This is a genomic window from Ahrensia marina, from assembly GCF_042140245.1.
In the GTDB taxonomy this organism is placed as follows: domain Bacteria; phylum Pseudomonadota; class Alphaproteobacteria; order Rhizobiales; family MH13; genus MH13.
The window spans coordinates 1,961,873-1,984,645 of record NZ_CP159483.1; the positions used below are offsets into that span (position 1 = coordinate 1,961,873).

Annotated in this window: 20 protein-coding genes and 1 riboswitch; of the genes, 13 read left to right on the forward strand and 7 right to left on the reverse strand. The window is 58.6% G+C overall.

Going from position 1 to position 22,773, the window contains the following annotated elements:
- Nucleotides 1–108: 108 nt before the first annotated feature.
- The 5 genes from ABWH92_RS09620 to ABWH92_RS09640 all read left to right on the forward strand — a co-directional run bounded on the left by ABWH92_RS09620 (nt 109) and on the right by ABWH92_RS09640 (nt 4,829).
- A complete protein-coding gene (locus ABWH92_RS09620) occupies nt 109–906 on the forward strand; it encodes an AraC family transcriptional regulator (RefSeq protein WP_375567864.1) in 798 nt (265 codons plus the stop codon).
- 152 nt (nt 907–1,058) lie between these two features.
- A complete protein-coding gene (locus ABWH92_RS09625; protein WP_375567865.1) occupies nt 1,059–1,367 on the forward strand; it encodes an usg protein in 309 nt (102 codons plus the stop codon).
- Nucleotides 1,368–1,478: 111 nt separating this feature from the next.
- Nucleotides 1,479–2,177 carry a D-lyxose/D-mannose family sugar isomerase gene (locus ABWH92_RS09630; RefSeq protein ID WP_375567866.1) on the forward strand — a complete coding sequence of 233 codons (699 nt, stop codon included), beginning with the start codon at nt 1,479–1,481 and terminating at the stop codon, nt 2,175–2,177.
- A gap of 26 nt (nt 2,178–2,203) precedes the next feature.
- A complete protein-coding gene (locus tag ABWH92_RS09635) occupies nt 2,204–3,589 on the forward strand; it encodes an MATE family efflux transporter (protein WP_375567867.1) in 1,386 nt (461 codons plus the stop codon).
- A gap of 139 nt (nt 3,590–3,728) precedes the next feature.
- Nucleotides 3,729–4,829 (forward strand): LacI family DNA-binding transcriptional regulator, encoded by a 1,101-nt coding sequence (locus tag ABWH92_RS09640; RefSeq protein WP_375567868.1) that lies wholly within the window; start codon nt 3,729–3,731, stop codon nt 4,827–4,829.
- 4 nt (nt 4,830–4,833) lie between these two features.
- On the opposite strand, the gene ABWH92_RS09645 is transcribed toward ABWH92_RS09640, so the two are convergent.
- A complete protein-coding gene (locus ABWH92_RS09645) occupies nt 4,834–5,478 on the reverse strand; it encodes a thiamine diphosphokinase (protein ID WP_375567869.1) in 645 nt (214 codons plus the stop codon).
- Nucleotides 5,479–5,555: 77 nt separating this feature from the next.
- Nucleotides 5,556–5,659: riboswitch (TPP riboswitch) on the forward strand.
- Nucleotides 5,660–5,733: 74 nt separating this feature from the next.
- Here ABWH92_RS09645 and thiB point away from each other — a divergent pair.
- The 6 genes from thiB to ABWH92_RS09675 all read left to right on the forward strand — a co-directional run bounded on the left by thiB (nt 5,734) and on the right by ABWH92_RS09675 (nt 12,351).
- The gene (gene thiB, locus ABWH92_RS09650) at nt 5,734–6,750 is read left to right on the forward strand and encodes a thiamine ABC transporter substrate binding subunit (protein WP_375567870.1); all 1,017 of its coding nucleotides are present in this window, start codon (nt 5,734–5,736) and stop codon (nt 6,748–6,750) included.
- Nucleotides 6,751–6,760: 10 nt separating this feature from the next.
- Nucleotides 6,761–8,359, forward strand: coding sequence for an ABC transporter permease subunit (locus ABWH92_RS09655; protein WP_375567871.1), 1,599 nt, complete (start codon nt 6,761–6,763; stop codon nt 8,357–8,359).
- Nucleotides 8,356–9,072 (forward strand): ATP-binding cassette domain-containing protein, encoded by a 717-nt coding sequence (locus tag ABWH92_RS09660; protein ID WP_375567872.1) that lies wholly within the window; start codon nt 8,356–8,358, stop codon nt 9,070–9,072. Before ABWH92_RS09655 ends, ABWH92_RS09660 begins: the two co-directional genes overlap by 4 nt.
- A gap of 70 nt (nt 9,073–9,142) precedes the next feature.
- Nucleotides 9,143–10,588, forward strand: a complete 1,446-nt coding sequence (locus ABWH92_RS09665) for a bifunctional enoyl-CoA hydratase/phosphate acetyltransferase (RefSeq protein WP_375567873.1) — start codon at nt 9,143–9,145, stop codon at nt 10,586–10,588.
- A gap of 3 nt (nt 10,589–10,591) precedes the next feature.
- Complete coding sequence (locus ABWH92_RS09670) at nt 10,592–11,761, forward strand: acetate/propionate family kinase (RefSeq protein WP_375567874.1); 1,170 nt, start codon at nt 10,592–10,594, stop codon at nt 11,759–11,761.
- Nucleotides 11,758–12,351 (forward strand): hypothetical protein, encoded by a 594-nt coding sequence (locus ABWH92_RS09675; RefSeq protein WP_375567875.1) that lies wholly within the window; start codon nt 11,758–11,760, stop codon nt 12,349–12,351. The genes ABWH92_RS09670 and ABWH92_RS09675 overlap by 4 nt, the downstream gene beginning before the upstream one ends.
- Nucleotides 12,352–12,361: 10 nt before the next feature.
- On the opposite strand, the gene ABWH92_RS09680 is transcribed toward ABWH92_RS09675, so the two are convergent.
- The gene (locus ABWH92_RS09680) at nt 12,362–13,258 is read right to left on the reverse strand and encodes a metallophosphoesterase family protein (protein ID WP_375567876.1); all 897 of its coding nucleotides are present in this window, start codon (nt 13,256–13,258) and stop codon (nt 12,362–12,364) included.
- Nucleotides 13,259–13,610: 352 nt separating this feature from the next.
- Here ABWH92_RS09680 and ABWH92_RS09685 point away from each other — a divergent pair, with 352 nt between their 5' ends.
- The gene (locus ABWH92_RS09685) at nt 13,611–14,078 is read left to right on the forward strand and encodes an NUDIX domain-containing protein (protein WP_375567877.1); all 468 of its coding nucleotides are present in this window, start codon (nt 13,611–13,613) and stop codon (nt 14,076–14,078) included.
- Between the two features lie 6 nt (nt 14,079–14,084).
- On the opposite strand, the gene ABWH92_RS09690 is transcribed toward ABWH92_RS09685, so the two are convergent.
- Nucleotides 14,085–15,077, reverse strand: coding sequence for a glutathione S-transferase family protein (locus ABWH92_RS09690; RefSeq protein ID WP_375567878.1), 993 nt, complete (start codon nt 15,075–15,077; stop codon nt 14,085–14,087).
- A 292-nt stretch (nt 15,078–15,369) separates the two neighbouring features.
- On the opposite strand from ABWH92_RS09690, the gene ABWH92_RS09695 reads away from it, so the two are divergent.
- Nucleotides 15,370–15,900, forward strand: coding sequence for a GNAT family N-acetyltransferase (locus ABWH92_RS09695; RefSeq protein WP_375567879.1), 531 nt, complete (start codon nt 15,370–15,372; stop codon nt 15,898–15,900).
- Here ABWH92_RS09695 and ABWH92_RS09700 read toward each other — a convergent pair.
- From ABWH92_RS09700 to ABWH92_RS09715, 4 genes are read right to left on the reverse strand one after another with little or no spacing between them, the layout of a single operon-like run.
- A complete protein-coding gene (locus tag ABWH92_RS09700; protein WP_375567880.1) occupies nt 15,897–18,035 on the reverse strand; it encodes a hypothetical protein in 2,139 nt (712 codons plus the stop codon). The genes ABWH92_RS09695 and ABWH92_RS09700 overlap by 4 nt on opposite strands.
- Nucleotides 18,032–20,869: a DUF4159 domain-containing protein gene (locus tag ABWH92_RS09705; RefSeq protein WP_375567881.1), complete on the reverse strand. Its 2,838-nt coding sequence runs from the start codon at nt 20,867–20,869 to the stop codon at nt 18,032–18,034. The genes ABWH92_RS09700 and ABWH92_RS09705 overlap by 4 nt, the downstream gene beginning before the upstream one ends.
- Complete coding sequence (locus ABWH92_RS09710) at nt 20,870–21,811, reverse strand: DUF58 domain-containing protein (protein ID WP_375567882.1); 942 nt, start codon at nt 21,809–21,811, stop codon at nt 20,870–20,872. It lies immediately after the preceding gene.
- Nucleotides 21,808–22,755, reverse strand: coding sequence for an AAA family ATPase (locus tag ABWH92_RS09715; protein ID WP_375574228.1), 948 nt, complete (start codon nt 22,753–22,755; stop codon nt 21,808–21,810). The genes ABWH92_RS09710 and ABWH92_RS09715 overlap by 4 nt, the downstream gene beginning before the upstream one ends.
- Between the last annotated feature and the right edge of the window lie 18 nt (nt 22,756–22,773).

Sequence of the window (22,773 nt, forward strand, 5' to 3'; positions counted from 1 at the left end):
GTTTTGTTGATCTTTCTTTTTGAAATTCGTCTTTTTCTTCTGGTATTTTGATACGTGTCAGTTCCTCGTTTCCGGTTGTGCGACTACGTTCAAGGTGACGAACGTTTCTTGCTGACCCGCCGGCCCTTGTCGCGCGGCGCCCGCCCACCCGTGCACAGCCATGATTTTTTTGAGCTGTTTTGGCTTGATGGCGGCGCGGCGGTCCACGCCATCAATGGGAAACGCGATGCGTTGGAAAGCGCGACCATCACGTTCATTCGCCCCGATGACGAACACGCGATTTTCCCACGGAGTGGCTCAGCGCAAATCACAAACATCGCTTTTTGGCCTGAAACGATTGCTTTTTTGGGCGCACGCCACGGTGATGTTCTCAGCGGTCGTACGTTCTGGAGCAGCGAGGCGATGCCTGACACAGTGACCCTTGGCAGCTTGCAGCTACTCACTCTCAATGCCTGGGCTCAGCGGTTAGATGCGGCCGGTCGGGGTCAACTTGCTTTGGACGCTTTTTTGATGGCCGTGCTTGGCCTGCTTGCAAACGATGACCCATTGCCGCCTGGAGCAGAGCGCGGGCCTCCCTGGCTTGCTGAAAGCTGCCATGCGTTGCTCCGACCGGATGTCTTGCGGCGAGGCGTGAAAGGGTTTGTCGCCGTGTCTGGCCTTGACCCGGCGCATGTGGCGCGGGTGTGTAAACGCTTCACGGGCAAAACGCCTTCGTTGCTTGTCGCCGAGGCACGCATGGCTTTGGCTGCGCGGCTGCTTGCCGACACGGACCAAGCCATTGTTCAAATTGCAATGGAGGTTGGGTTGGACAATCTCAGCCACTTCTACGTTGTGTTCAAAACCCATCATCGTATGACCCCGCGCGCTTATCGGTTGCGGCATCGCCGAGACGTGCTCGGACTATAGGTCAAGAAACGCGCCGTTATCACTCGCCAAGTGCGGCTGCTAACATATTGGAAAGGCGAGCGAATAGCGCCTCCGCGCTGGCCGCGTTTGGCACTTGTTAACCATAGCGGCGCAGGCTTCCACCATGGCGATGTGCCACGATGGAGGTTGCTATGACGTTTCTTGATCCCGATACGGGCTGCGCGCAAAGCAAGACGCCTGGTGACATGGAGTTGATGCTCGAAGGGTATGGGCTAACCACGGCGAATATCTTGTATCGCATGCCTGATCATCCGTGTGTTTTACAGACTTATATCTGGCAGGAGTACGATCTGGCGCCGAAGTTTCCGCGATTGAAAAGCTTTTTGGATTTTTGGCGATCGACGCTCGATGGGCCATTGCATTCAGTCCAATACGCGCACCAAAAGCTTATCAAGCCCGGCCTTTGGCGTCATGTGGATGGAGAGTTGAGCCTGCATTGATGGCAGGATTGAACAGCGCGATTGCGTGAGGCGATTGACCGGCGGCGCTATCGGTCTAAACAGGCATTTCTGTTTAGTTGATCGATTGTTCCAACGCGTCAGGACCATGCCATGAAGCGCTCGCAGGTGAATGCCATTCTTGAAGAAGGCGATGCCTTTTTCAAATCCTTCTCCTACACCCTGCCACCCTTTGCCTATTGGTCACCGGAAGAGATGCTGGCTGATGGCAAATCGCCCGGTGGTAGCATGATTATCGACCGGCGGATGGGCTGGGATATCACCGACTATGGCAAGGGTGATTTCAGTTCGACCGGCCTGTTTTTGTTCACTGTGCGCAACGGCTTGTTGTCCGATCTGCAGGCTGGTGGCGGCATGGTCTATGCCGAAAAGATCATGATCTCGAAAAAAGATCAGGTCGCGCCGATGCATAAGCACATCATCAAAGCCGAGGACATCATCAATCGCGGTGGTGGTAAGCTTGTGTTGGAGCTTTTTGCTCCCGCTGAGGACGGCTCCTGCCACCCAAGCGAGCCGGTCACGGTGCCCGTGGATGGACAGTTGCGTACAGTGCAAGCTGGCGGTCTTTTGAAGCTTGATCCAGGCGAGAGCGTCACGTTGTTGCCTGGTGTTTGGCATGCTTTTTGGGGCGAGGGCGGCGACGTGCTGATCGGCGAGGTTTCCACCGTCAATGACGATGAAACTGACAACATCTTCCAGGAAGACATCCCGCGTTTTGCTGACATCGAGGAAGATGTAGCTCCCAACCATCTGCTTGTGTCGGACTATACCAAGTGGCTTGCCAAAGCATGATGGTGCGTCTTTGGGCGGCACGATGATTGGCTAATGCACCGCTCCCCCTAGCCACCACACCCAACACGCTGCGCTGGCATGTGCGGCGCACGCTGGTGCTTGCCTGGCCGGTGATCCTGTCGCGGGTTGGCGTTGTGCTGATGAGCACGATGGATGTGGTCGTGGTTGGGCGCGCCGGTGCGGAGGAGCTTGCCTACTACGTTCTGGGCTTTGCTGTCATCGACAGTTTGGTGGCCGTGATGGCTGGCCTTCAGCTTGGTGTCCCGGTGCTCGCAGCACGCTCAATTGGCGAAGGTCGCCCGCATCTTGCGGCCATCATCTGGCGTCGCGGGCTCCTGTTTTCCGTTGTCATTGGCTTGATGGCAGCGCTTGTTTGGCAAGGCGCGCCTTGGTTCTTTTCCGTCACGGGGCAGGAAGAGGATCTGGCGCGCGGTGGTGGTGCTGTATCTGCCTTGCTTGCCTTCAGCCTGCCCTTCATCGGGCTTTATCTGGTCTCAGCAACCTTGCTGGAGGCATTGGAAAAACCCTTCCATGCGACGATTGCCGTGTTTATCGCCAATGGCGTGAATCTGATGCTTAGCATCGTTTTCGTGTTTGGTTTTGGCCCAATCCCGGCGATGGGGGCATGGGGCTGCGCGCTCGCGACGGTGATCACTTCGGCCCTGCTAGGCCTTGGTCTGGCTGGTTATGTTCGCTTTGTTTTGCCGGGCCGCCAGGTCTATGGCTTCGGCGTCAAAACGGCTGACCTTCCACCGCCGGGCAACGAACAACGCAGGCTAGGCTATGCGGCAGGCGCGTCTTACGGGCTGGAAGCAGCGGCCTTTGCAGGCATCACAGTGCTCGCAGGACTTCTGGGTATCATCAGCTTGGCCGCGATGGGTGTGTTGTTCCAGCTTTTCGCCGTCACCTTCATGATCTCTTTTGGGATTGCAGGCGCCACGCAGGTGCGCGTTGGGAATGCCTGGGGGCGGCAAGATGCGCGCGGTATGGCCCAAGCGGGCTGGGCGGGCTTCGGGTTGTCTTTGGTCAGTTCAGTTATCATCAGCATAGTTTTTGTTCTGTTCCCCGAGGTCTTCATACGAGGGCTTACCAACGATCAAGCTGTGATTGCCGCGGCTCTGCCGATGATGATCTGGATGGTGATGGCGTTGCTGGCCGACGGCGGACAAACAGTGCTCAATCATGCGTGCCGTGGACGTGGTGACACCTGGATACCAACCTCTTTGCACATGGTGAGCTATTGGTTTGTGATGCTGCCGCTTGGTTGGTTTTTGGCACTGCACTTGGGTGGTGGAGCGACCGGGCTTTACCAGGCAATCTTGATTTCCAGCCTCATTTCCTTGATTGCCATGGGCAGCCGCTTCGTTTTGCTCTCGCGACGCGGTTTGCCTGATGGTCCCCAAAAGGTGTAACGCCGTTTTCTGCTCGCAACCCTTGCATGCCAATGGTGGGATGGGGCAGGCTGGGCGAAACCGCTTTCGGATATCACTCCTCTCAGGGTGATGACGAACAAGATGGCCAAAAAGGCCGCGCAATTGGGGGGAAGGCGTTATGGCGTCTACCAGGAGCAGTGCAAACGGTCGCCGCGTGAAGCGTCGGCGGGCAGGCATCAACATCAACGATTTGGCCGAAAGGGCAGGGGTAGCACCTGCAACCGTGTCGCGTGCGCTTAACGGCTACACTGACATTGCTGAAGCGACGCGCGAACGTATTTTGAGTCTTGCCGCTGAGTTGAACTATCAGCCCTCCTCACGCGCCCGACAATTGGCTCGCGGTCGGGTGGAGACTGTTGCTTTTGTTCTACCCAGGAACAGCCGCAATACCCATGATCCGTTTCTATCGGACTTTTTGGATGCGTTGGCGTCGGCGCTGTCGGCGCGTGATCATGATTTGCTGGTCGCGACGGTTCGCGAAGATGAAGATGAGATTGAGGTCTACCGCCGCCTGATCGCAGCAGGGAAATGCGCGGGTTTCATCATCACCAATTCTCGCGACAATGACCCACGCATCTCCGTGTTGCGCGATCTCAACGTGCCGTTTGTCGTCTATGGTCGGGCGTCGAGTGACGCGCCCTATCCGCATCTGGACATGGACAATGAAGCGGCCATCGCCGGGATGGTTGACCATCTGTTCGCGCTCGGACACCAGCGTTTTGCCTATGTAGATCTGGAAGAAGAGGCGACATTCGCTCGGTTGCGACGGGTTGGGTTTGAGCTGGGTGTGGAGCGCAATGCGTTGCTGGCTGACAATGTGGCCATAGTGCGTGTGCCGCACACATCTGCAGGCGGGCAAAGCGCCATTGCGACGCTGTTTGATGGCGGAAACTCGCACCGACCCACAGCCGTGGTCTGCCCTGCTGACGTGGTGGCCATTGGGGCCATTCAGGCCGTCAGCGCCCGAGGCTATGATGTTGGTCGCGATGTCTCGATCACCGGCTATGATGGGGTGCCCTTGGGCGCCTATACCGCGCCGCCGCTGACCACGATGAGCCAGCCAACACGCGAAATCGGCCAGCAACTGGTGGATATTCTCTTCTTGGTGATGGAGGGGGCCGACCCCGCGCAGTTTGATGCGGTTATGATGCCAACGCTGGTACGCCGGGCATCCGATGGTTCGCCAACATTGGTGGAAGCAGCGCGGGCGCTGCCTTAGTGCCTTAGGCTTGCAGTTGCGCGAGCAACAGAGCCGTGCCGTGGGTCAGCGCGGCGGTAAGCTGGCCATCGACCGTGTTGGAGATTGTGAGCGTGTTTCCAAACGGCATAGTAATCGCATCCAGCGGCCATTGCGCACCGGTCAAAGTGAGACCTTGCAAGTCTGAGAAAGCGAGCACGCTGAAGGTTGTGCCCGATGGATAGTCGAAGGTTTGTGGTTCGGATGATAGTGGGCGGGCTTCCTCTTGTCCGTCTGTTAGTAAGACAGAAAGTCCTTGCAACCCCAAAGCTGCTGCCTGTGTCATGATGGCGAAGCTGTGATCGGTTCGCCCGCCAAACGCGCCCACGATGGTGATTTTGGTTGCGCCGCGCTTGCGTGCTTCCTCCACGGCCAAAGCACCATCGGTTTCGGCCTTCAAGGCGGGATGGGCTTGGCGAACCATGCCCGGATATGCTTCGCCGTCAGCCGTGCTGGAGGAATCAAAGTCGCCCACCCATAGTTCTGGTTTCAGGCCAAGTTTCTCAGCATGCGCGATACCTCCGTCGGCTGCGATCACCCTGGTGTTAGCGATCTGCGCCCGCAATCGCGGAGTGGGTGTGATCTCGCCAGCCAGTAAAACAACGAAATGAGAAGAAGAGGGGTCTGTCATATCGCGACCCCATGGCCCAGTCAGCGGTGCGACGCAAGCGCCCACTGGACAGTTTCTTGGCTTGGCCCTATGTCTGCGGCTGCTCAGCGGGGTGCCTCGCAACGAGGCTGAGATGCGTCATGCAAACCCGTAGAACCTGATCCGGATTATGCCGGCGGAGGGATTTGGGCCAGCGTTGCATCTGTCATTGGTGGCGCTTTCTCAACATCTGTCATCCGTTTGGTGTTCCGCTCTTTTGACGTGGAGACCTAACCTATGGCCCATCGCTTTTTAACGTTCACCACTCTGTCAGCCTTGGCCGCTGCGTTGGCACTGCCTGTTGCAGCCAGTGCCGATGACCGCACGCTGACGATCTACACCTATGACAGTTTTGTCGCCGATTGGGGCCCTGGTCCGGTGCTGACAGAGGCCTTCGAAGCCCAGTGCGATTGCACCATCGAATGGGTCGCACCGGGTGATGGCGTTGCCGTGCTCAACCGCCTGCGCTTTGAGGGCGACAGCACCGATGCCGACCTCATCTTGGGCCTTGATACAAACCTCACAGCTGAAGCTGTTGCCACGGGATTGGTTGCGCCGCACCAGGTCGATGTTGGCGCGCTGGATTTGCCGATTGAGTGGACAGACGAAAGCTTTGTGCCGTTCGACTTTGGGTATTTTGCCGTCGTTTACGACACCCAAACGATCGCGACGCCACCAACCAGCCTTGCCGACCTTGTTGAAGGCGATGCCGATCAGCCTATCGTGCTGCAAGATCCACGGACATCGACACCTGGCCTGGGCTTCATGCTTTGGATGAAGGCTGTTTATGGCGATGAGGCTGGCGAGAAATGGGCACAACTGTCGGAACGCATTTTGACCGTTACCCCGGGATGGAGTGAGGCCTACGGCTTGTTCACCTCCGGCGAGGCGCCAATGGTGTTGAGCTACACGACATCACCCGCCTACCACATGGTGGTCGAGGAGGATGAGCGTTATCAGGCCGCTGCATTCGATGAAGGTCACTACATGCAGATCGAGGTCGCTGCAGCGATTGAAGGATCATCTGAGATTGATCTTGCCCGCGATTTTCTAGCCTTTCTGATCTCACCAGAAGCTCAATCGGTGTTGCCGGTTACCAATTGGATGCTGCCTGTTGCGCCCGGTGCCGAAGCATTGCCCGAGCCTTTCGAGCGACTTGTCACGCCAGCGGATGCACTGCTTCTTGATCCAGAAACGGTGGCGGCTGAACGGCAAGGTTGGATCGATGAATGGCTGGATGCCATGAGCCAGTAGAGGCCAGGCGATGGGCGCTGCGCCTATCCGTGCAACCGCGATTCCAGGTATCGCGGTTGTTGCAGGGTTTGGCGGGTTTATTGCGCTGGCTTTGCTGTCGTTGGCAATCGCCGGAGGGTCTGGCTTGCCGTTGGATCGGCTCGCAAGCCCTTACGCGCGATCGCTGCTCGTTTTCACGCTGACCCAATCGGTGTTGTCGGTTGCGCTGTCGATCCTCGGCGCAATTCCCTTGGCCATTGTGCTGCACCGGCACCAGAAGTTTGTGGGGCGATCAGCTTTGGTCCGGCTGCTTGCCCTTCCTCTGGCCTTGCCCCCTTTGGTTGCGGTCTTTGGGCTGCTTGATGTCTGGGGGCGTAGCGGGCTGATCTCCAATGGTCTTCAAACGTTGGGCTTTGATGTTCGCTTGGACGTGTTTGGGTTGCAGGGTGTTCTGCTTGCCCATGTGTTTTTCAACTTGCCTTTGGCTGCGCGGCTGATGCTCACCCATTTGGAGCGCCAACCAGCGACAACGTTTCGATTGGCTGATCAACTGTGCCTTGAGGGGTGGAGCCGATTTACGCGCCTGGAGTGGCCCTTGTTGCGTGCGCATCTGCCTGGTGTCGCTGGTCTTATCATGATGCTGTGCATCGGATCCTTCACCTTGGTCCTCACATTGGGTGGTGGGCCATCGTCATCCACGTTTGAGGTGGCGATCTACCAGGCGCTTCGCTTTGATTTCGATCCAGCGTTGGCGGCGCTTTACACGCTGGTTCAGCTGGCATTGGCTGGAACGGTCCTGATTGTCCTGACGAAACTTGGTGGTGCTCCAGAAGACAGGGCAGGGGCCCTGGCTGATGCTGAAGGACGCCCTCGACCGATACCCTTTTGGGGTCGGTGCGTGCTGGGTTTTGCCATCCTCTTTCTGGTTACACCTTTGCTCGCTCTGGTGACTGGCGGTCTGTTTGCCGAATGGGGTCGGTTGTTTGCCATGTCGCGGCTCTGGTCGGCTGTTGGCACCAGCTTGGTGATTGCGACCTTTGCTGCTTTGCTCGCCACCTTGGCAAGCTATGCGATGTTGGTCGCGAGATTGCGCGGTTTTCACGCGAGCAGCCAAGCCTTGCGGGTGTATCAGGTGGGCTACGGCATGGTGGGGTCGGCGGTGTTGGCAGTACCGCCCTTGGTTCTGAGTGCAGGGTGGTTTTTGGCCATGCGAGGTCTGCCGTCACCAACGCTTGTTGCCGGATGTTTGGTCGTTTTGGTGAACGCCTTGATGGCGCTGCCTTTCGTGTTGCGGATCATGAGCCCAGCCTTTGAGGCTTCTGAACGTCGCTACAGTGCCTTGTCAGCCAGCCTTGGTATGACCGGCATGACCCGGTTTTGGCGTGTTGATGCACCCGTTCTTGCCAGGCCTATGGCTGTGGCGCTTGCTTTTGCTTTGGTGCTCTCGGTTGGTGATCTGGGAGCTGCGGCCTTGTTTGGCGCCTATGATTTGGTCACCCTGCCAGTGTTGATCCTCAACCTGATGGGCAGTTACCGCACCGATGATGCCGCTGGCGTTGCGTTGCTTTTGGGGGTGTTTGTTTTTGTGTTGATCGCGTTGGCAGAGCGAACCCATAAGGTGCTTGGATGATTGAGTTGTCGGGCGCGACAAAACGCTTTTCAGCGGACGGAACCTTCCGTTTTGATCTCACGATGGCGGAGGGACAGAGCTTGGGCGTGATCGGTGCAAGCGGTGCTGGCAAGTCGACGCTGCTCCAGATGATCGCCGGTTTCTTGGACCTTGATAGCGGCACCATCAAACTTGCAGGGCAGGAGCACACGGAGAGTGCGCCATCTGAGCGGCCGATCTCAATGGTGTTTCAGTCCAACAATCTGTTCGATCATTTAAACGTTGCAACCAATGTTGGCTTGGGCATCAGCCCGCGCTTTCGTCAGTCTGGTGAGGCTATGGAGCGCGTGAAGGATGCGCTTACCCAAGTTGGGCTTGCCGGTTTTGAGGATCGGCGACCTGCCAACCTGTCTGGCGGAGAGGCGCAGCGGGTGGCTCTGGCGCGCGCACTGGTGCGCGACAAGCCCATCTTGCTACTCGACGAGCCGTTTGCGGCGCTTGGCCCTTCAATGAGGGCTGATTTCACCGCACTTTTGAGCACCATGCAGAAAGAGCGCGGGTTGACGATGCTGACCGTTTCGCATGCGCCAAACGAGTTGCAGGGCCTGTGTGAGCGCTTGGCGTTTGTCTATGATGGAGCGATCGCCGTGATCGGCGACACCGCTGCCATGCTCGCTGACCCTCCGCACCCTGCGTTGGCAAGTTATATGGGGGTGGCGGCGAACCGTCCTTGAGGGTTTTGCTGACATGGCATCGTCACGTTGCTTGGGATAGGTTCCGACCCGCTAACAACGGAATCCCCCCATGAATCTCTCCTCCCCAGATCCTTCTACCAGCTTGGCTAACACGCCATTCGACCAGTTGCGTGTTGGGCAAAGCGCGTCAATCGTGCGTCTTTGCACAGCCAATGACCTTATTGTCTTTGCCCATGCTTCGGGCAATTTGAACCCGATCCATCTGCCATCCACCGATACAACGGGCGATGGTGTTGATGATGCGCCGATTGCACCGGGTATGTGGCTCGCCTCTCTCATTTCCTCGGTGCTGGGTAACCATCTGCCGGGGCCGGGCAGCCTTTACTTGTCGCAAACACTAACCTTCGCCGGACGGGCGAGGGTCGGCGATGAGCTGACGGTCAAGGTCACCGTGGCTGAACTCTCAGACGACCGCCAGGTGACTTTGGTGACTCGCGTAAAGGGTCCTGACGGCGTGGTGCTGGTGGAGGGTGAGGCAAAAATTCAAGCGCCCGATGAACCTGTTTATCTGGCTGATATCGAAGTGCCGGACTTGCAAGTTCAAAAACACCGTCATTTCGATGCCATGTTGGAGTTGGCGCAGAGCCTTGAACCGTTGCCTGTAGCAGTTGTTGCGCCGGATGATCCCAATTCTCTGGGTGGTGCGCTTCTGGCGCGCGATGAGGGGCTGATCAAGCCGATCTTGGTTGGCTCAAAAACCCGTATTCATCAGGCTGCTGAAACCCTGGGCGCGGCGATTGATGATCTGGAACTCATCGATATCGATGATGAACCTGCATCTGCCGCATGCGCTGTGGGGATGGTGCATGAGGGCCGTGTCAACGCGGTGATGAAGGGTCATATGCACACCGATGGGCTTTTGAAGCATGTGGTGAAGGCCGATGGTGGGCTTCGCACCGGCAAGCGCATTAGCCATGTGTTCGTGATGGATGTGCCAGGGCGTCCACAGCCGATCATCATCACAGACGCAGCGATCAACATAACGCCCGATCTCAAAACCAAGGTCGATATTGTGCAGAACGCGATCAACATCGCGCTCGCTATCGGGATCGAAACGCCGAAGGTCGGTATTCTTTCTGCTGTCGAAACGGTGAACCCGGCCATTCCCTCCACCTTGGATGCGGCGGTGCTCTCCAAAATGGCCGATCGCGGTCAGATCAAAGGCGGCATTGTTGATGGGCCGCTGGCGATGGACAATGCGGTCGATATCGGCGCCGCGCGTACCAAGGGTATTGGCGGCTTGGTGGCCGGTCACGCCAATGTGCTGGTTGCGCCGAACCTTGAAGCTGGCAACATGCTCGCCAAGGAGTTGACGTTTTTAGCCCATGCTGAAGCCGCTGGACTTTTGGTGGGGGCCAGTGTGCCCGTCATCCTGACCAGTCGTGCTGATGACGATAAGGCCCGGCTCGCCTCATGTGCGCTTGCGGCGCTTTATGGCGTGTGGTTGCGCACTGGCAAGCCGGTCAAAGCCAATCTCTTCAAAGAGACTGAGTAGACGATGACGCAGGCACTGCTAACGCTGAATGCCGGGTCTTCGAGCCTGAAGTTCAGCCTGTTCACGCTTGATGGTGACAATCCGCAGCGACGCTACACCGGCGCGTTTGATCGCGGTGGCGCGCCCGGCGAGGTTGCCATCACAAGCGTGGATGACGAGCGTACTGTTCTGAGCCTGGAGACACCGGGCGAACTGGCAAGCGCTTTTGCTGCGGTGCTCGACTGGTGTGAAAGTCGTGATGACTTTGGTGAGATTGCAGCGGTCGGTCATCGTGTTGTTCATGGTGGTATGAACCACACAGCGCCGGTGGTTTTGAGCGATGATGTGATTGCTAGTCTGGCCAAACTTGGACCGCTCGCGCCGCTGCATCAGCCTCATAATCTTGAGGGGGTGGCGCAGGCGCAGGCCGCGTTTCCTGGTGCCTTGCAAGTCGGCTGTTTTGATACCGCGTTTCACCGCACCCATCCCTTTGTGAATGACACTTTTGCGCTGCCGCACCGTTTCTACGCGGAGGGTGTGCGCCGTTATGGGTTCCATGGCCTTTCCTATGACTATGTTTCTGGGGCGCTCGACCCCAGCGTCAGGGACGGTCGCGTGATCATCGCGCATCTAGGCAACGGCGCGTCCATGTGTGCTTTAAAAGGCGGTAAAAGTGTTGGATCGACCATGGGCTTTTCGGCGCTTGATGGTCTGCCTATGGGCACGCGCTGCGGGCAGATCGATCCGGGCGTTTTGCTCTATTTGATGCAAGAGCACAGCATGGATGCCGATGCTATCTCGAACTTGCTTTACAAGGAATCGGGCTTGAAGGGCATGTCGTGCCTCACCAATGATATGCGGGTTCTGCTTGCCAGTGATGACCCCCGCGCCAAAGAGGCTCTGGACTATTTTGTTTTCCGGATTCAGCGCGAGATCGGTGGCATGACAGCGGTGCTCGGCGGGTTGGATGCACTGGTTTTCACCGGTGGCATTGGTGAAAACGCTGCGCCAATTCGAGAGCGGGTGTGTGCTGGTTTCGATTGGTTGGGTATCGCGTTGGATGATGTGGCCAATACGGCGAGCAAACCAGAGGTTTCAGCCTCCGTATCATCGGTCAAAGTGCTCGTCGTGCCCACCGATGAAGAGGGCAAGATTGCCCGCTATACAGCTGATCTGCTAAGCTTGAGTGCATGAGTGATGAAGCAACCAACGTTGTGCCGATTGTGAGCCGTGCAAGCCGCTTGGCTGACGCTTTGCGCCGAGCGCGTGCCCGTGAACAAAGTCGGTTGCGCGAAGCGATGGCCGCGCAAGAAGGGCGTCTGGACGCCCTGGCAGATGAGTTGCGCGCGATGGCCGATGAACTTCCTTCAGGTGAAGCTGATCGTTTTGCGCTTATGCCGTCAGACAATGGCGAGCGCCTCGTTGTTGACGCGCTGAGCTATGTTGATTTGCAGCCTGAAACGATGGACTACCGCTTGGTGCTTCAACGTCGCGATGGGCCGGACGTGATTGTGGAAAAAACCGACCGCGAGGCGATGGCCGACAGCGTCGCCGATTACATCGCCGATCGTATTGTTGAGCGTGAAGGTTTGGTGGATCGTACACCAGACACATCAACGCCTACACTAGACACATCAACGCCTACACTGTCAGTGGAGAGTGATGCTGCTCCACAGCCGCGTTCGCGCTTTTGGCCTGGGTTTTGGCTGTTTGTGCTTGGCGGAGTTTGTTCGGCGACGGCGCTTTTCACCTACGCTTGGTTGCAAGCTGGTCCCACTGGCTAGGATCACGTCCTTAGCCGCGTGGCGCTTCAAACACCTCTTGAGAAAGCTCGATAACTGGGCCGCCGTTAGCCGTGTATCCACGACGGGTGGCCGTAACCTTCCAGCCCGTGTCAGCCCTATCCACATCAAACAGGGTGTAGTTGGCCGCTGGTTTGTGTCCGCCTGGGCCCTGTGCCGCTGAGGCGACGCCAAACACAGCTATGGGGCCATGTGGGCCTTCTACTGTGCGACGTGTTGGAAGATGAGTGTGGCCGTGCAAGATCAACTCTGCCCCATACTTTTTCCAGACGTGGCGCAGGCCTTTGGCGTCGATCAGCCGCTTGTGCCAAGGGCCAGCGTTCTCGAAGGGTGGGTGATGGATAAGCACCAACCGAAAAAGGTCTTTGGATGCGACCAGTTCGGTGGCCAAGCGGGTGCGTTGCCCTTGATCGATGGCGCCGGTGGCCATGAACGGTCCCGTGGCTGTGGCCGTCGAGAGACCAATGATCTGGACTGGCCCGCGTTTGCGCAAAACGGGGTAGATCGTCTCGTTTGGCGTATCCGACGTGACGTGTGGTCCGCAATGTAGATTGAAGCGATCCAGCGCGCCAGGCACGTAAGCATCGTGATTACCGGGGATGGCCGTCACGGTTTCTGCTGAGCCGAGCGATGCCAAAAATCGACCCGCGTTCTCAAACTCAGCTTCTAGCGCGATGTTCACCAGATCGCCTGTGACGGCGATGTGATCTGGCGAGTGGGCTTTGAGATCATCGATCAGGTGATCGGTGGTCGTGCTTTCAAAGGTTTTGGCGCGGTTGCGCTGCCAGTTTAGATAGCCAAGCACGCGTTTTGAGGCGAGCTCGCGGAGCTTCACCGGCGGCAGTGGGCCGAGATGACAGTCGGAGATGTGCGCGATGCGAAAGGTCATGGCGCGCGCACATTGGCCATTCTTGCGGTATCCGCAAGCCTGTTTGAGTATCTGTCCGCCCGTTAGAGTGGCATGGTATCGCGCGCGGCATAGGTGCCGGGGCGTGACCAATCCATAGAAGAATGACGGGCACTCATTGGGCTGGACCAAAGAGCCTTCCAAAACAAAGAAAACATTTCTATCACCGAGAGTTCGTGGGGGGACGCGCCCGTACCGGCGCTGATGTCGGATGCGTGCTATCGCGCTTTTGTGCGATGCACACAACTCACAGCAAGGCGCGTCTGCTATGCGTACGGCGCATGCAGTTGGAAACAATTGATTCACAAGCTGTCAGGTTGGGTAGGGCGCATTGATGGGTTTTTTTCGCAAGCTGCGGCGCTGGATTTGGGTGCGTGTGATGCTGTTTCAGCGCGCTATGACGCTTGGTGTGCGTGTGATTGCCCACAACGAAGCTGGAGAAGTGCTGCTCGTTCGCCATGGTTATACGCCCGGTTGGCACCTGCCCGGTGGCGGTGTGGATTATCGCGAAACCATGGAGCAGGCCGCGCGGCGCGAATTGGAAGAAGAAACCGGCTATCGCGCCCGTGATACGCTGACACTGCTTGGCTTGAGCTACAACACCCGCCAATGGAAAGGCGATCACGTGGCCCTTTATCGCGTCGGCGCCATCGAGAAAGTGCGTGACGTTGAGCCGAGCTTTGAGATCGCTGAGATAGGTTTCTTCGCTATGGATGCGTTGCCTGACGGCGCCACCAAAGCCACGCGTGCCCGGCTTGCCGAATGGCAGGCCGGGCAGTCGGTTGATCCGTATTGGTCTTGAAACCGGTTAGGCGGCGGCTTTTAGCCCGTCGCGGCCATGCGGGGCATTGAGGTCAAGCTCAGGCCCCACAGGTACCACGCGTGTCGGATTGATGGTCTCGTGGCTCATGTAATAGTGCCGCTTGATGTGATCCATGCTGACGGTCTCAGCGACGCCTGGAACCTGATAGAGCTCGCGGAGGAAGCCAAGCAGGTTGGGATAATCGGCGATGCGGCGGATGTTGCATTTGAAGTGACCGACATAAACGGGGTCAAAGCGCACCAACGTGGTGAACAGACGCCAATCGGCTTCCGTGATCTGGTCGCCAACGAGATAGCGGTTGGTGCTCAGCCGCTCTTCTAACTCGTCCAGCGCTTTGAAAAGCTCGGTGACGGCCTCTTCATAGGCTTCTTGCGTGGTCGCGAAGCCTGACTTGTACACGCCATTGTTCACCGCGTGATAGACGCGCTCATTGATGGCATCGATCTCTTCGCGCAGGGCTTCTGGATAATAGTCGCCAGGCTTGGCGCCGATACCATCAAAAGCCTCGTTGAACATGCGGATGATTTCTGAGGATTCGTTGGAGACAATGGTGTTCGTCTGCTTGTCCCAGAGGATTGGCACCGTGACGCGGCCTGAGTATTTGGGATCGGCCTTCACATAAATGTCGGCGGCAACATCCGAACCAAACAATCGATCCGTGGTGGCTTCGGGCTGCTCGGCGTCGAACACCCAGCCTTTGTCGTACATCAGCGGGGAGACCACATCGACGCTGATCATGCCTTCCAAGCCTTTGAGCTTGCGGAAGATCAGGGTGCGATGCGCCCACGGACAGGCCAGAGATACGTAGAGATGGTATCGGCCAGCCTTGGCTTTGAAGCCACCTTCGCCAGTTGGGCCAGGGCTGCCATCGGCAGTGATCCAATTGCGGAACTGCGAGGCTTTGCGGACAAATTTGCCGCCAGATTTCTTTGTGTCATACCAGGTGTCGTGCCAAACACCATCTACCAGCAAGCCCATTGTCTTCGTCCTTTTGCGTTGTCGTCGCGTTGCGTGGAGAGATAGAGCGCCGCCACTGTTCTGCCTAGCGGGTGTGTTCCGCACGCACTGTTGTCTGCCAGCGAACAATGGTGTGCCTCGGCGATTGCATCGCTCGGTTCACCGTGCTAGCGCAACGCCATGAACAAGACCTGGGTCCAAGCAGAGCGACGACGCTCACGACGATAACGCAGCTTTTTCCGCTGTGCTGCCGCTGCTTGTTTGTGGCCGCTGGAACATTCCACTTGATCTGTTCTTCCTTCTGAGTTTTGTCGTGACCCTTTCTCTTCTGCCCGCTGGCGCGCCTGATGTGCCGAGCTCCGTAACTTTTGCCACCATGCAAACCGCTGACGCGGCACGTGTGAACGCGCTCCATGAGCAAGTGTTTGGGCCTGGGCGTTATGCGCGAACGGCCTTTCGCTTGCGCGAGAAGGCGGCGCCTTTGTTACCCCTGTCGTTCGTAGCTGAGGACGATGGCGTGCTGATTGGGTCAGTGTCCATGTCGCGGATTGCTGTCGGCGAGACACATGGTGTCTTGCTTGGACCGTTGGCTGTTCTTGCTGAAAAGCGGGATCTTGGTGTTGGCAAGGCTCTGCTGTTTCAGGCGGTGCAGGCAGCGCACCAATCTGGCGAACCGTTTGTCCTGTTGGTCGGCGACCTTCCCTATTACGCGCCAGCAGGCTTCGCTGTTGTCCCCTTCGGATCGATGAAGATGCCGGGACCTGTTGATCCAACACGGCTGCTTGTCGCGATGAACCCATCAGTCGAGCTGATGCCAACCGGTGTGGTGCGAGGAACGGCTTAGCGCCCCTCACGCCACCAGGCAGCCCCCCAGAGCGCCAAAGCTGGTAGGAGCGCCCAGAGACCAAGCGACAAAGGCTGTTGCCGCGCACCGACGAGCACGCTGGCATCGGTACGGCGCACACCGATCCAGCCATTGCCAGATGTGCGGGCGGTTTCACCAACCAATCGCACGCGTGGAACGGCCATCTCATCACCCTGGGTTTCGGTGAGGCGCGCCAGAGAACCGTTGCTGGCTTCCGTTAGCGGCATCAGGCGTTCTGGCGTCGAGACAACTTCTTGCAACTCCACCGGGTTGGGCGGACCAACATGGGCAAGGGTTGTCAGGGTGCCGTCCGTGATGCGCCAGAGCCCAATTTCATCGGCGGGCAGGCTGCCACGAAACAGACCATCACCCTCATCGGTGAGTTCCAATGGGATTTCTTCGCCTGATGGTGTGGTGATGCGCAGAGGATCAACCGTTTGACCGAGCGTTCGCCGTTCAACGATCATGCGTAGGCCTTGCGTGCGGGCGGTCAGCGTTTCGTCCTCTAGGTCAGGCTCCCGCATGAGCCAGTGCGCCATCCTGCGCAGGAGTTGCACGTGCGGGCCGCCGCCCTCAAAATTGCGTGCCCAGAGCCAGACATGATCGGACAAGAGCAAGGCGACCCGGCCTTCCTCGGCGCTATCAAGGGCGAGCAGCGGTGCGCCAGGCATCGAACTGGACGCTGGTGCACTCATGGCCACAGTGCTCGCACTTGAGGCTTCGGCTTCGATCAACCGGAACCAACGGCTCCAATCAGGATCACCATCGCCGTCGCCGGCAACGTCGCCAGACACATCCCCTGGCAAACCGCGTGTGATCGGATGGCGGCGACCAAGGTCTGTCACCTGCGGGCGGAACGGTTCCTCGGCAATGGAACCGGTCGGGTAAGCGGGCAAGATATCAGCCAGCGCGGTGAAGGCGATGCTGCTCGTGTCGGCAAACTCCGGTCCAGCCGCGACGAGCAAGGCTCCACCACGGCGCACATAGTCAGCGATGTTGTCGAAATAGACCAGCGGCAAAACGCTGCGTCGTTGGTAGCGATCCAGGATGATGAGATCGAAATCGTTGATGCGGTCGACGAAAAGCTCGCGGGTCGGGAACGCGATCAAAGACAGTTCGTTGATTGGCGTACCGTCTTGTTTTTCTGGCGGGCGCAGAATGGTGAAATGGACCAGATCAACGGATGGATCGGACTTCAGCAAGTTGCGCCAGGTGCGTTCACCGGCATGGGGTTCACCTGAGACCAGCAACACCCGCAGCGTGTCGCGCACCCCCTCGACGGAAAAGACCGCCTGGTTGTTAAGGTCAGTGAGTTCGTTGTCAGCGGGTTCAATGCGGATTTCAAAGAGGTTGTCGCCGGCGCGATCCACTTGGATCGGTACATCAACTGTTACGCCGACCGGCACAGGTGCTTGCGCCAACACGGTGTTGTTGCGCAGGATGGTGAGGTTCACCGTTGGATTGGGATTGCTGGAAAGCGGCATGCCGTCTTCCACAATGGTGAACTGCACGGTCTCGCGTCGATCGACCAGCGCGAAGCGCGGCACCTGCAACAGTTCTATGCGGCGATCACCCTCTTCTGCATGACCAGTCAGCAATGTATGGACTGGTACGGCCCCGCTTTCGGTGAGTGGGGTAGTTGCGCCTTCAATCGGTGCGTCGGTGATTTGTCCGTCGGTTAGAAGAAGAATGCCACCAAGCTGTTCCTGGGGCACATCGGCCAGCTCAGCCTGAATGGAGCCAAGCGCGCGTGTGCCGCTTTGGGGGTCGGTTCCCAGGGCGATGGTGCGCACATCGACGTTGCCAAGCGCCTCCAATTGCGGGCGTAAAGCGTCCGCAGCGCTCGCAACCATTGCATCGCGTCCGTCAATGGATTGGCTCGCGCTTTCATCACTCACCAGGGCAACAACCGTTGGTAGCCGGTCGCGCTCTTCCAGCCGAACCGATGGATCAAGCAGCGTGATAATGACGATTGCCATGGCAGCCGCGCGCAGCAAGGCGCCACGTCGTCGCGCCCAGAGCCCCAGACCGGTGAGCACCAGAGCGAACACGCTTGCAACGATAACAAGCCAGAGCGGGATCAGCGGATCAAAAAGCAGTGCCCAATCGGTCATTGCACCAGCCGTTCCAAGAGGGCTGGGATGTGCACTTGATCGGCTTTGTAGTTGCCGGTCATGACGTACATGCCGATGTTGACACCGGTGCGGTAGGCGAACTCGCGCTGCAACCTGTCAGGTGGGGAGGTGGCGTAGAGCGGGCGACCATCGGATGACAGCGCCCAGGCTGAGGCCATGTCATTGCCGGTGATCATGATGGGTGAAACCCCATCACCGCCACGTGCTGGCCGGTTGACGCCTTCAGGGTCGTCGGGCAGCGCTTCCACCCACAAGGGTCCGGTTGCGAAGCGACCGGGGAAGCTGTCTAGGAGATAAAAGCTTTTGGTGAGAACATGATCGTCCGGCACCGGTTCCAAGGGTGGAATGTCAAGCGCGGAGAGCAGCGCCCGCAGGTTCGCGGTCTGCGGGCTGATCGATGCATTGGTGATGCTAACGGCTTCATCGCGGGTGTCGAAAAGAATGGTGCCGCCATTGTTCATGTAAGCGTCGATGCGCGTGATCAGACGATCAGACACGGCCAGCGGCACATCCGGCATTGGCCAGTAAATCAGCGGGTAAAAGGCCAGCTCATCTTGCGCCGGATCGATGGCCATCGGGTCGCCAGGCTCAAACGCGGTGCGTTGTGTGAGAATGCGCGAGAGGCCAGACAAGCCCTCGCGTGAGCGCTGGTCGATCTGTCCATCTCCGGTCACAACATAGGCAAGCCGCGTGGAGTTGGCTGCCGCGATCAGTCGGCTGATCTCTGATTGTTCGGTGGTGTTGGATTGCGCCCAGGCAGGTGTGGGCGCGAGCGCTGGGCTGCCAACAAGACCGGTGATCAATAGCGCAATGCTAGCTGCTGTACCCGCGCGCCGCGTGGCGCCTAAGCCCGCCAAAGCGCCAGAGAGGACAAGCACGATTACGGCATCGACCAAAGCAAGCACCGCCGCTGTGCCGAGCAGGGCAGGGCGCAACGATAGAGATTCATCAGCGCCGATCTCCAACAGCTCTGCACCGCTTTCGGCCAAGAGAGTGGGATCGGAGGGTGCTATTTTGGGTGCTTCCTCGAACAAGTTTAGCGCGCGCGGCCCACTGGCGGGTCCATAAAAGCCGGGCGGGTTTTCCACGGTCGGGATCGTCGCACCAGCAGTTAACACCAAGCCTTCCACGTGATCTGGCGGGCTGCCGAGGGCTCCAAAGGCGTTGAGGGTGGTGCGCGGTGCAAGCGTGGTTTCGTCTGTCGGGACCACAGATTGGGCAACATCAGCGCGGGTTGCTGAGAGCTCGACCAAGCGCGACAGCATGTCGACGAAAAGGCCCGACAAGGGAAGGTTCGACCAGCCGGTGTCAGCGGTCACATGGAAAAGCACCAATTGCCCGCTTCCACGGGCCTCGCCGGTTACCAGCGGGGTGGAGTCGGCCAACTCCGCAAAGGTGCGTGTTGCCAGCGCAGCGCCCGGTTCGCTGAGCACCTGGCGTTCAATGGCCACATCCTCTGGGATTGCGAGTCCTGCAAAAGGGCTTGATGGCGAAAATGGCGCAATGGCTTGCGGTTCCTCCCACGTCAGCGCGCCGCCGAGCTGGCGATCCACGGCTCGCAAAGGCACTGGGATGAGGCCATCGCTCGACTGTGTAAGGCCGGTAGAGGCAAAGCGGATCAACACGCCGCCATCCTCAATCCAGGGTTCCAGCAGCGAGACGGTGGAGGGAATAAGGCTTGCCACATCGACCAGGATAATGACGCTGACGCCCTGATCGATCATCGTCTCGATCTCACCATTGGTGTCACCGGTGCGTGGTACGATGACATCGGCAGATGGGCGGAGAGCCCGCTCCACGTAGGTCGTGCCGGAGAGCAAAGGCTGGGCTTCATCGCTGCGCTCTGCGCCAACAATCCCAACCCGTCGCCGTTCCAGCCGATCATCGACGAGGACAACTTCTCCGGCATGCTGTGTCGGCATAACACCGATGCGGGCAATGTCGTTGCGTATGTCGAGCGGGAGATCGAAGGCGATGCGCTCTCGCAGTGCGCCGTCGCCATCGAGAAGTGGTGCAATGGCCAGTTGGCGTCCTGAACCATCAAGGGCAGCCACCGAGCGAGGGTCTCCGTTGTTTTGGCCGTCGATAGGGTTGACAAGAACGGCAGGTCCGTCGCTTCCTCCATCAAGGCCGAGTGTGAGCGAGGGCGGCGTTCCGTTGACCCACGCCATGGAGTGTTCGTTGGCGAGCGAACTCAGCCAGCTCTGTGTATCGTTGTCTTGGGCAAGGCCGTTTGAAAACCAAACAATGCCTGCCTCCTGCCATGCGGGGTTTTCAAGCAAGGCGTTCAGAGCGTCGCGCGTTTGAGCCCAATCAGCTTCAACGGGTTGCGGTTGCAAGCTTGCAAGACTGGCCAATGCATCGGCGCGGTCCCCAGGCAAGGGCCTGGCGGACAAGGGTTGCGGAAACGCTGTCACCCCAATAGGACGTCCACCGGCGCTGGCCGCATCGATAAGACGCTCAGCCTGTGCACGCTTGGCATCCCAGTCAGATGCTGCTGCCCAATCGGTTTCGATCACCACAAGCAATGGCGTGGACGTCTCGCCCGGCAAATTTACGGGATCAGAAGCCCGCCAGATTGGTCCTGCAAAGGCGAGAATGAGAAGCGTCAGCAAGGCCAAGCGAAGCGCAAGCAACCACCAGGGTGTTTTCACCGGAGTTTCTTCAGCGTTGGTCAGCTTTTCCAACAGCCGTAGCGGCGGAAAAAGGGTCGTTGCCGGCTGTGGCGGTGTTGCGCGTAACAGCCACCAAAGCGCCGGCAGGGCGATCAAACCAAGCAAAGCCAAGGGGCTTAGAAAGCTAAGGGCCGTCATCTAGCGATCTCTAGCGCGTGACAGCGCCTCATGCACATTGAGAAGCGGCGTCGCAGCAGGCCGGTCCGTGTGCGAGACCGTGTGGCTCCAGCCACGGGCGCGTGCGATCTGGCGTAACTCGTCCGTGAACGCGCGGAACAGCACCTGATAAGGTTGCTGCCAACTTTCCGCGCGGCCAGCTGTGATATCGTTGCTGTTTTTGCTGAGCGGTTGAAAGCGCATTCGGCCCTTGAAGGGGAAAGCTTCTTCCACCGGGTCAACGATCTGCACCAGATGGGCGCGTGCACCGCGCGCGACAAGCTGTTCGACCAGACCAGACCGGCTTTCTTCGTCGAACAGAAAATCGGACAGGATGATCACGTCTTCGCGCGGTTTTACCGCGGTCATATCCGACCAGCGCAGCTTGCCGGACTTGTCTGTGTCGCGTGTGATGAGTTCTAGCGCCATGGTGTTCAGCGCCGCGTGACCGGTTTTTGGGCGTTCTCCGCCGATTAATCCAACACGTTCACCGCCTTTGGTCAGCATCGCCGCCAGTGCCAGCGCCATCACCACGGCGCGGTCGCGTTTGGGTTCGCGAGCATCGGGCGAAGCAAAGCGCATGGAGGATGACATATCGACCGAGAGGCGCACGGTGTGGGCGCTTTCCCATTCCATTTCGCGCACAAACAGCGCATCGCCACGCGCTGAGCGCCGCCAGTCGATGCGACTGGATGCATCGCCTGAGCCATACTGGCGAAACTGCCAGAAGGACTGCCCGGAGCCGGCGCGTTTGCGTCCGTGCAAACCAGCCAAAAGCGAAGCAGCCAAGTTTTTTGCTTCAACCATCAGATCTGGCATGGCATCGGCCAGCGCGCGTGGCCGCGTGCCCAGATCCAATGGATCAAGCGGTGCCAGGCCTCCAGGGCCTTGCGATGTGGTGTTTCGGCCGAGCCAGTTGATCACAAAAGCGCCTCAACCAGCTTGGCGACCAAGTCGCGGCGGGTCACACCTTCGGCGCGCGCAGCGTATGTCAGCGCCATGCGGTGGCGCAAAACAGGCTCAGCGAGCGCCGCAACGTCATCCTTAGACGGAGCAAAACGGCCATCAAGAAGGGCGCGCGCACGCGTGGCGAGCATCAGAGCTTGGCTGGCACGAGGTCCCGGTCCCCAATCGAGGTGATCACCGATCACAGGATGGGCTTCAGCGCCAGGACGTGCGCCGCGCACCAGGTCAAGGATTGCGTCGGCAACCTGTTCACCCACCGGCATGGCACGCACGAGTTTCTGCGCATCAATGAGGTCCTGCGGCCCCATGACGGCATTAGGTGTTTGTTCAGCTTCACCGGTGGTCAAGCGCAGCATGGCACGCTCTGCTTCACGGTCCGGAAACCCTATTTCAATCTCGAGCAAGAACCGGTCGAGTTGCGCTTCAGGCAGCGGGTAGGTGCCTTCCTGTTCAATGGGGTTTTGCGTTGCAAGCACATGGAAAGGACTTGGCAGGTCGTGGCGCGTTCCAGCGACCGTGACGTGATGCTCCTGCATGGCTTGTAACAGGGCAGACTGGGTGCGTGGGCTGGCGCGGTTGATTTCATCAGCCATCAAAAGCTGGGAGAAGATTGGTCCTTCAATAAACCGGAAGGCTCGCGACCCGCTTGCGCTTTCTTCCAGCACCTCAGCGCCGAGGATATCGGACGGTAAGAGATCGGGCGTGAACTGCACGCGCCGCGCGCCAAGCGAAAGCACAGTGCCCAAGGTCTCCACCAGCTTGGTTTTGGCGAGCCCTGGAAGCCCGACCAACAACACATGACCACCACACAGCAGGCCGACCAATGTGTTCTCGATCACCTGCTCTTGACCAAGAATGGTTTTACCAATGGTCTGCTTGGCGACGGAAAGCCGCTCAGACATGGCCTGCGCTTGCTCGGC

Excerpts from the sequence above, each read along its gene's own strand:
- thiB (WP_375567870.1), top strand. The coding sequence starts at position 5,734 with ATGGCCCATCGCTTTTTAACGTTCACCACTCTGTCAGCCTTGGCCGCT.
- ABWH92_RS09665 (WP_375567873.1), top strand. The coding sequence starts at position 9,143 with ATGAATCTCTCCTCCCCAGATCCTTCTACCAGCTTGGCTAACACGCCA.
- ABWH92_RS09705 (WP_375567881.1), bottom strand. The coding sequence starts at position 20,869 with ATGACGGCCCTTAGCTTTCTAAGCCCCTTGGCTTTGCTTGGTTTGATC.
- ABWH92_RS09640 (WP_375567868.1), top strand. The coding sequence starts at position 3,729 with ATGGCGTCTACCAGGAGCAGTGCAAACGGTCGCCGCGTGAAGCGTCGG.
- ABWH92_RS09655 (WP_375567871.1), top strand. The coding sequence starts at position 6,761 with ATGGGCGCTGCGCCTATCCGTGCAACCGCGATTCCAGGTATCGCGGTT.
- ABWH92_RS09660 (WP_375567872.1), top strand. The coding sequence starts at position 8,356 with ATGATTGAGTTGTCGGGCGCGACAAAACGCTTTTCAGCGGACGGAACC.
- ABWH92_RS09685 (WP_375567877.1), top strand. The coding sequence starts at position 13,611 with ATGGGTTTTTTTCGCAAGCTGCGGCGCTGGATTTGGGTGCGTGTGATG.
- ABWH92_RS09670 (WP_375567874.1), top strand. The coding sequence starts at position 10,592 with ATGACGCAGGCACTGCTAACGCTGAATGCCGGGTCTTCGAGCCTGAAG.
- ABWH92_RS09675 (WP_375567875.1), top strand. The coding sequence starts at position 11,758 with ATGAGTGATGAAGCAACCAACGTTGTGCCGATTGTGAGCCGTGCAAGC.
- ABWH92_RS09630 (WP_375567866.1), top strand. The coding sequence starts at position 1,479 with ATGAAGCGCTCGCAGGTGAATGCCATTCTTGAAGAAGGCGATGCCTTT.
- ABWH92_RS09625 (WP_375567865.1), top strand. The coding sequence starts at position 1,059 with ATGACGTTTCTTGATCCCGATACGGGCTGCGCGCAAAGCAAGACGCCT.
- ABWH92_RS09700 (WP_375567880.1), bottom strand. The coding sequence starts at position 18,035 with ATGACCGATTGGGCACTGCTTTTTGATCCGCTGATCCCGCTCTGGCTT.
- ABWH92_RS09645 (WP_375567869.1), bottom strand. The coding sequence starts at position 5,478 with ATGACAGACCCCTCTTCTTCTCATTTCGTTGTTTTACTGGCTGGCGAG.
- ABWH92_RS09680 (WP_375567876.1), bottom strand. The coding sequence starts at position 13,258 with ATGACCTTTCGCATCGCGCACATCTCCGACTGTCATCTCGGCCCACTG.
- ABWH92_RS09690 (WP_375567878.1), bottom strand. The coding sequence starts at position 15,077 with ATGGGCTTGCTGGTAGATGGTGTTTGGCACGACACCTGGTATGACACA.
- ABWH92_RS09715 (WP_375574228.1), bottom strand. The coding sequence starts at position 22,755 with ATGTCTGAGCGGCTTTCCGTCGCCAAGCAGACCATTGGTAAAACCATT.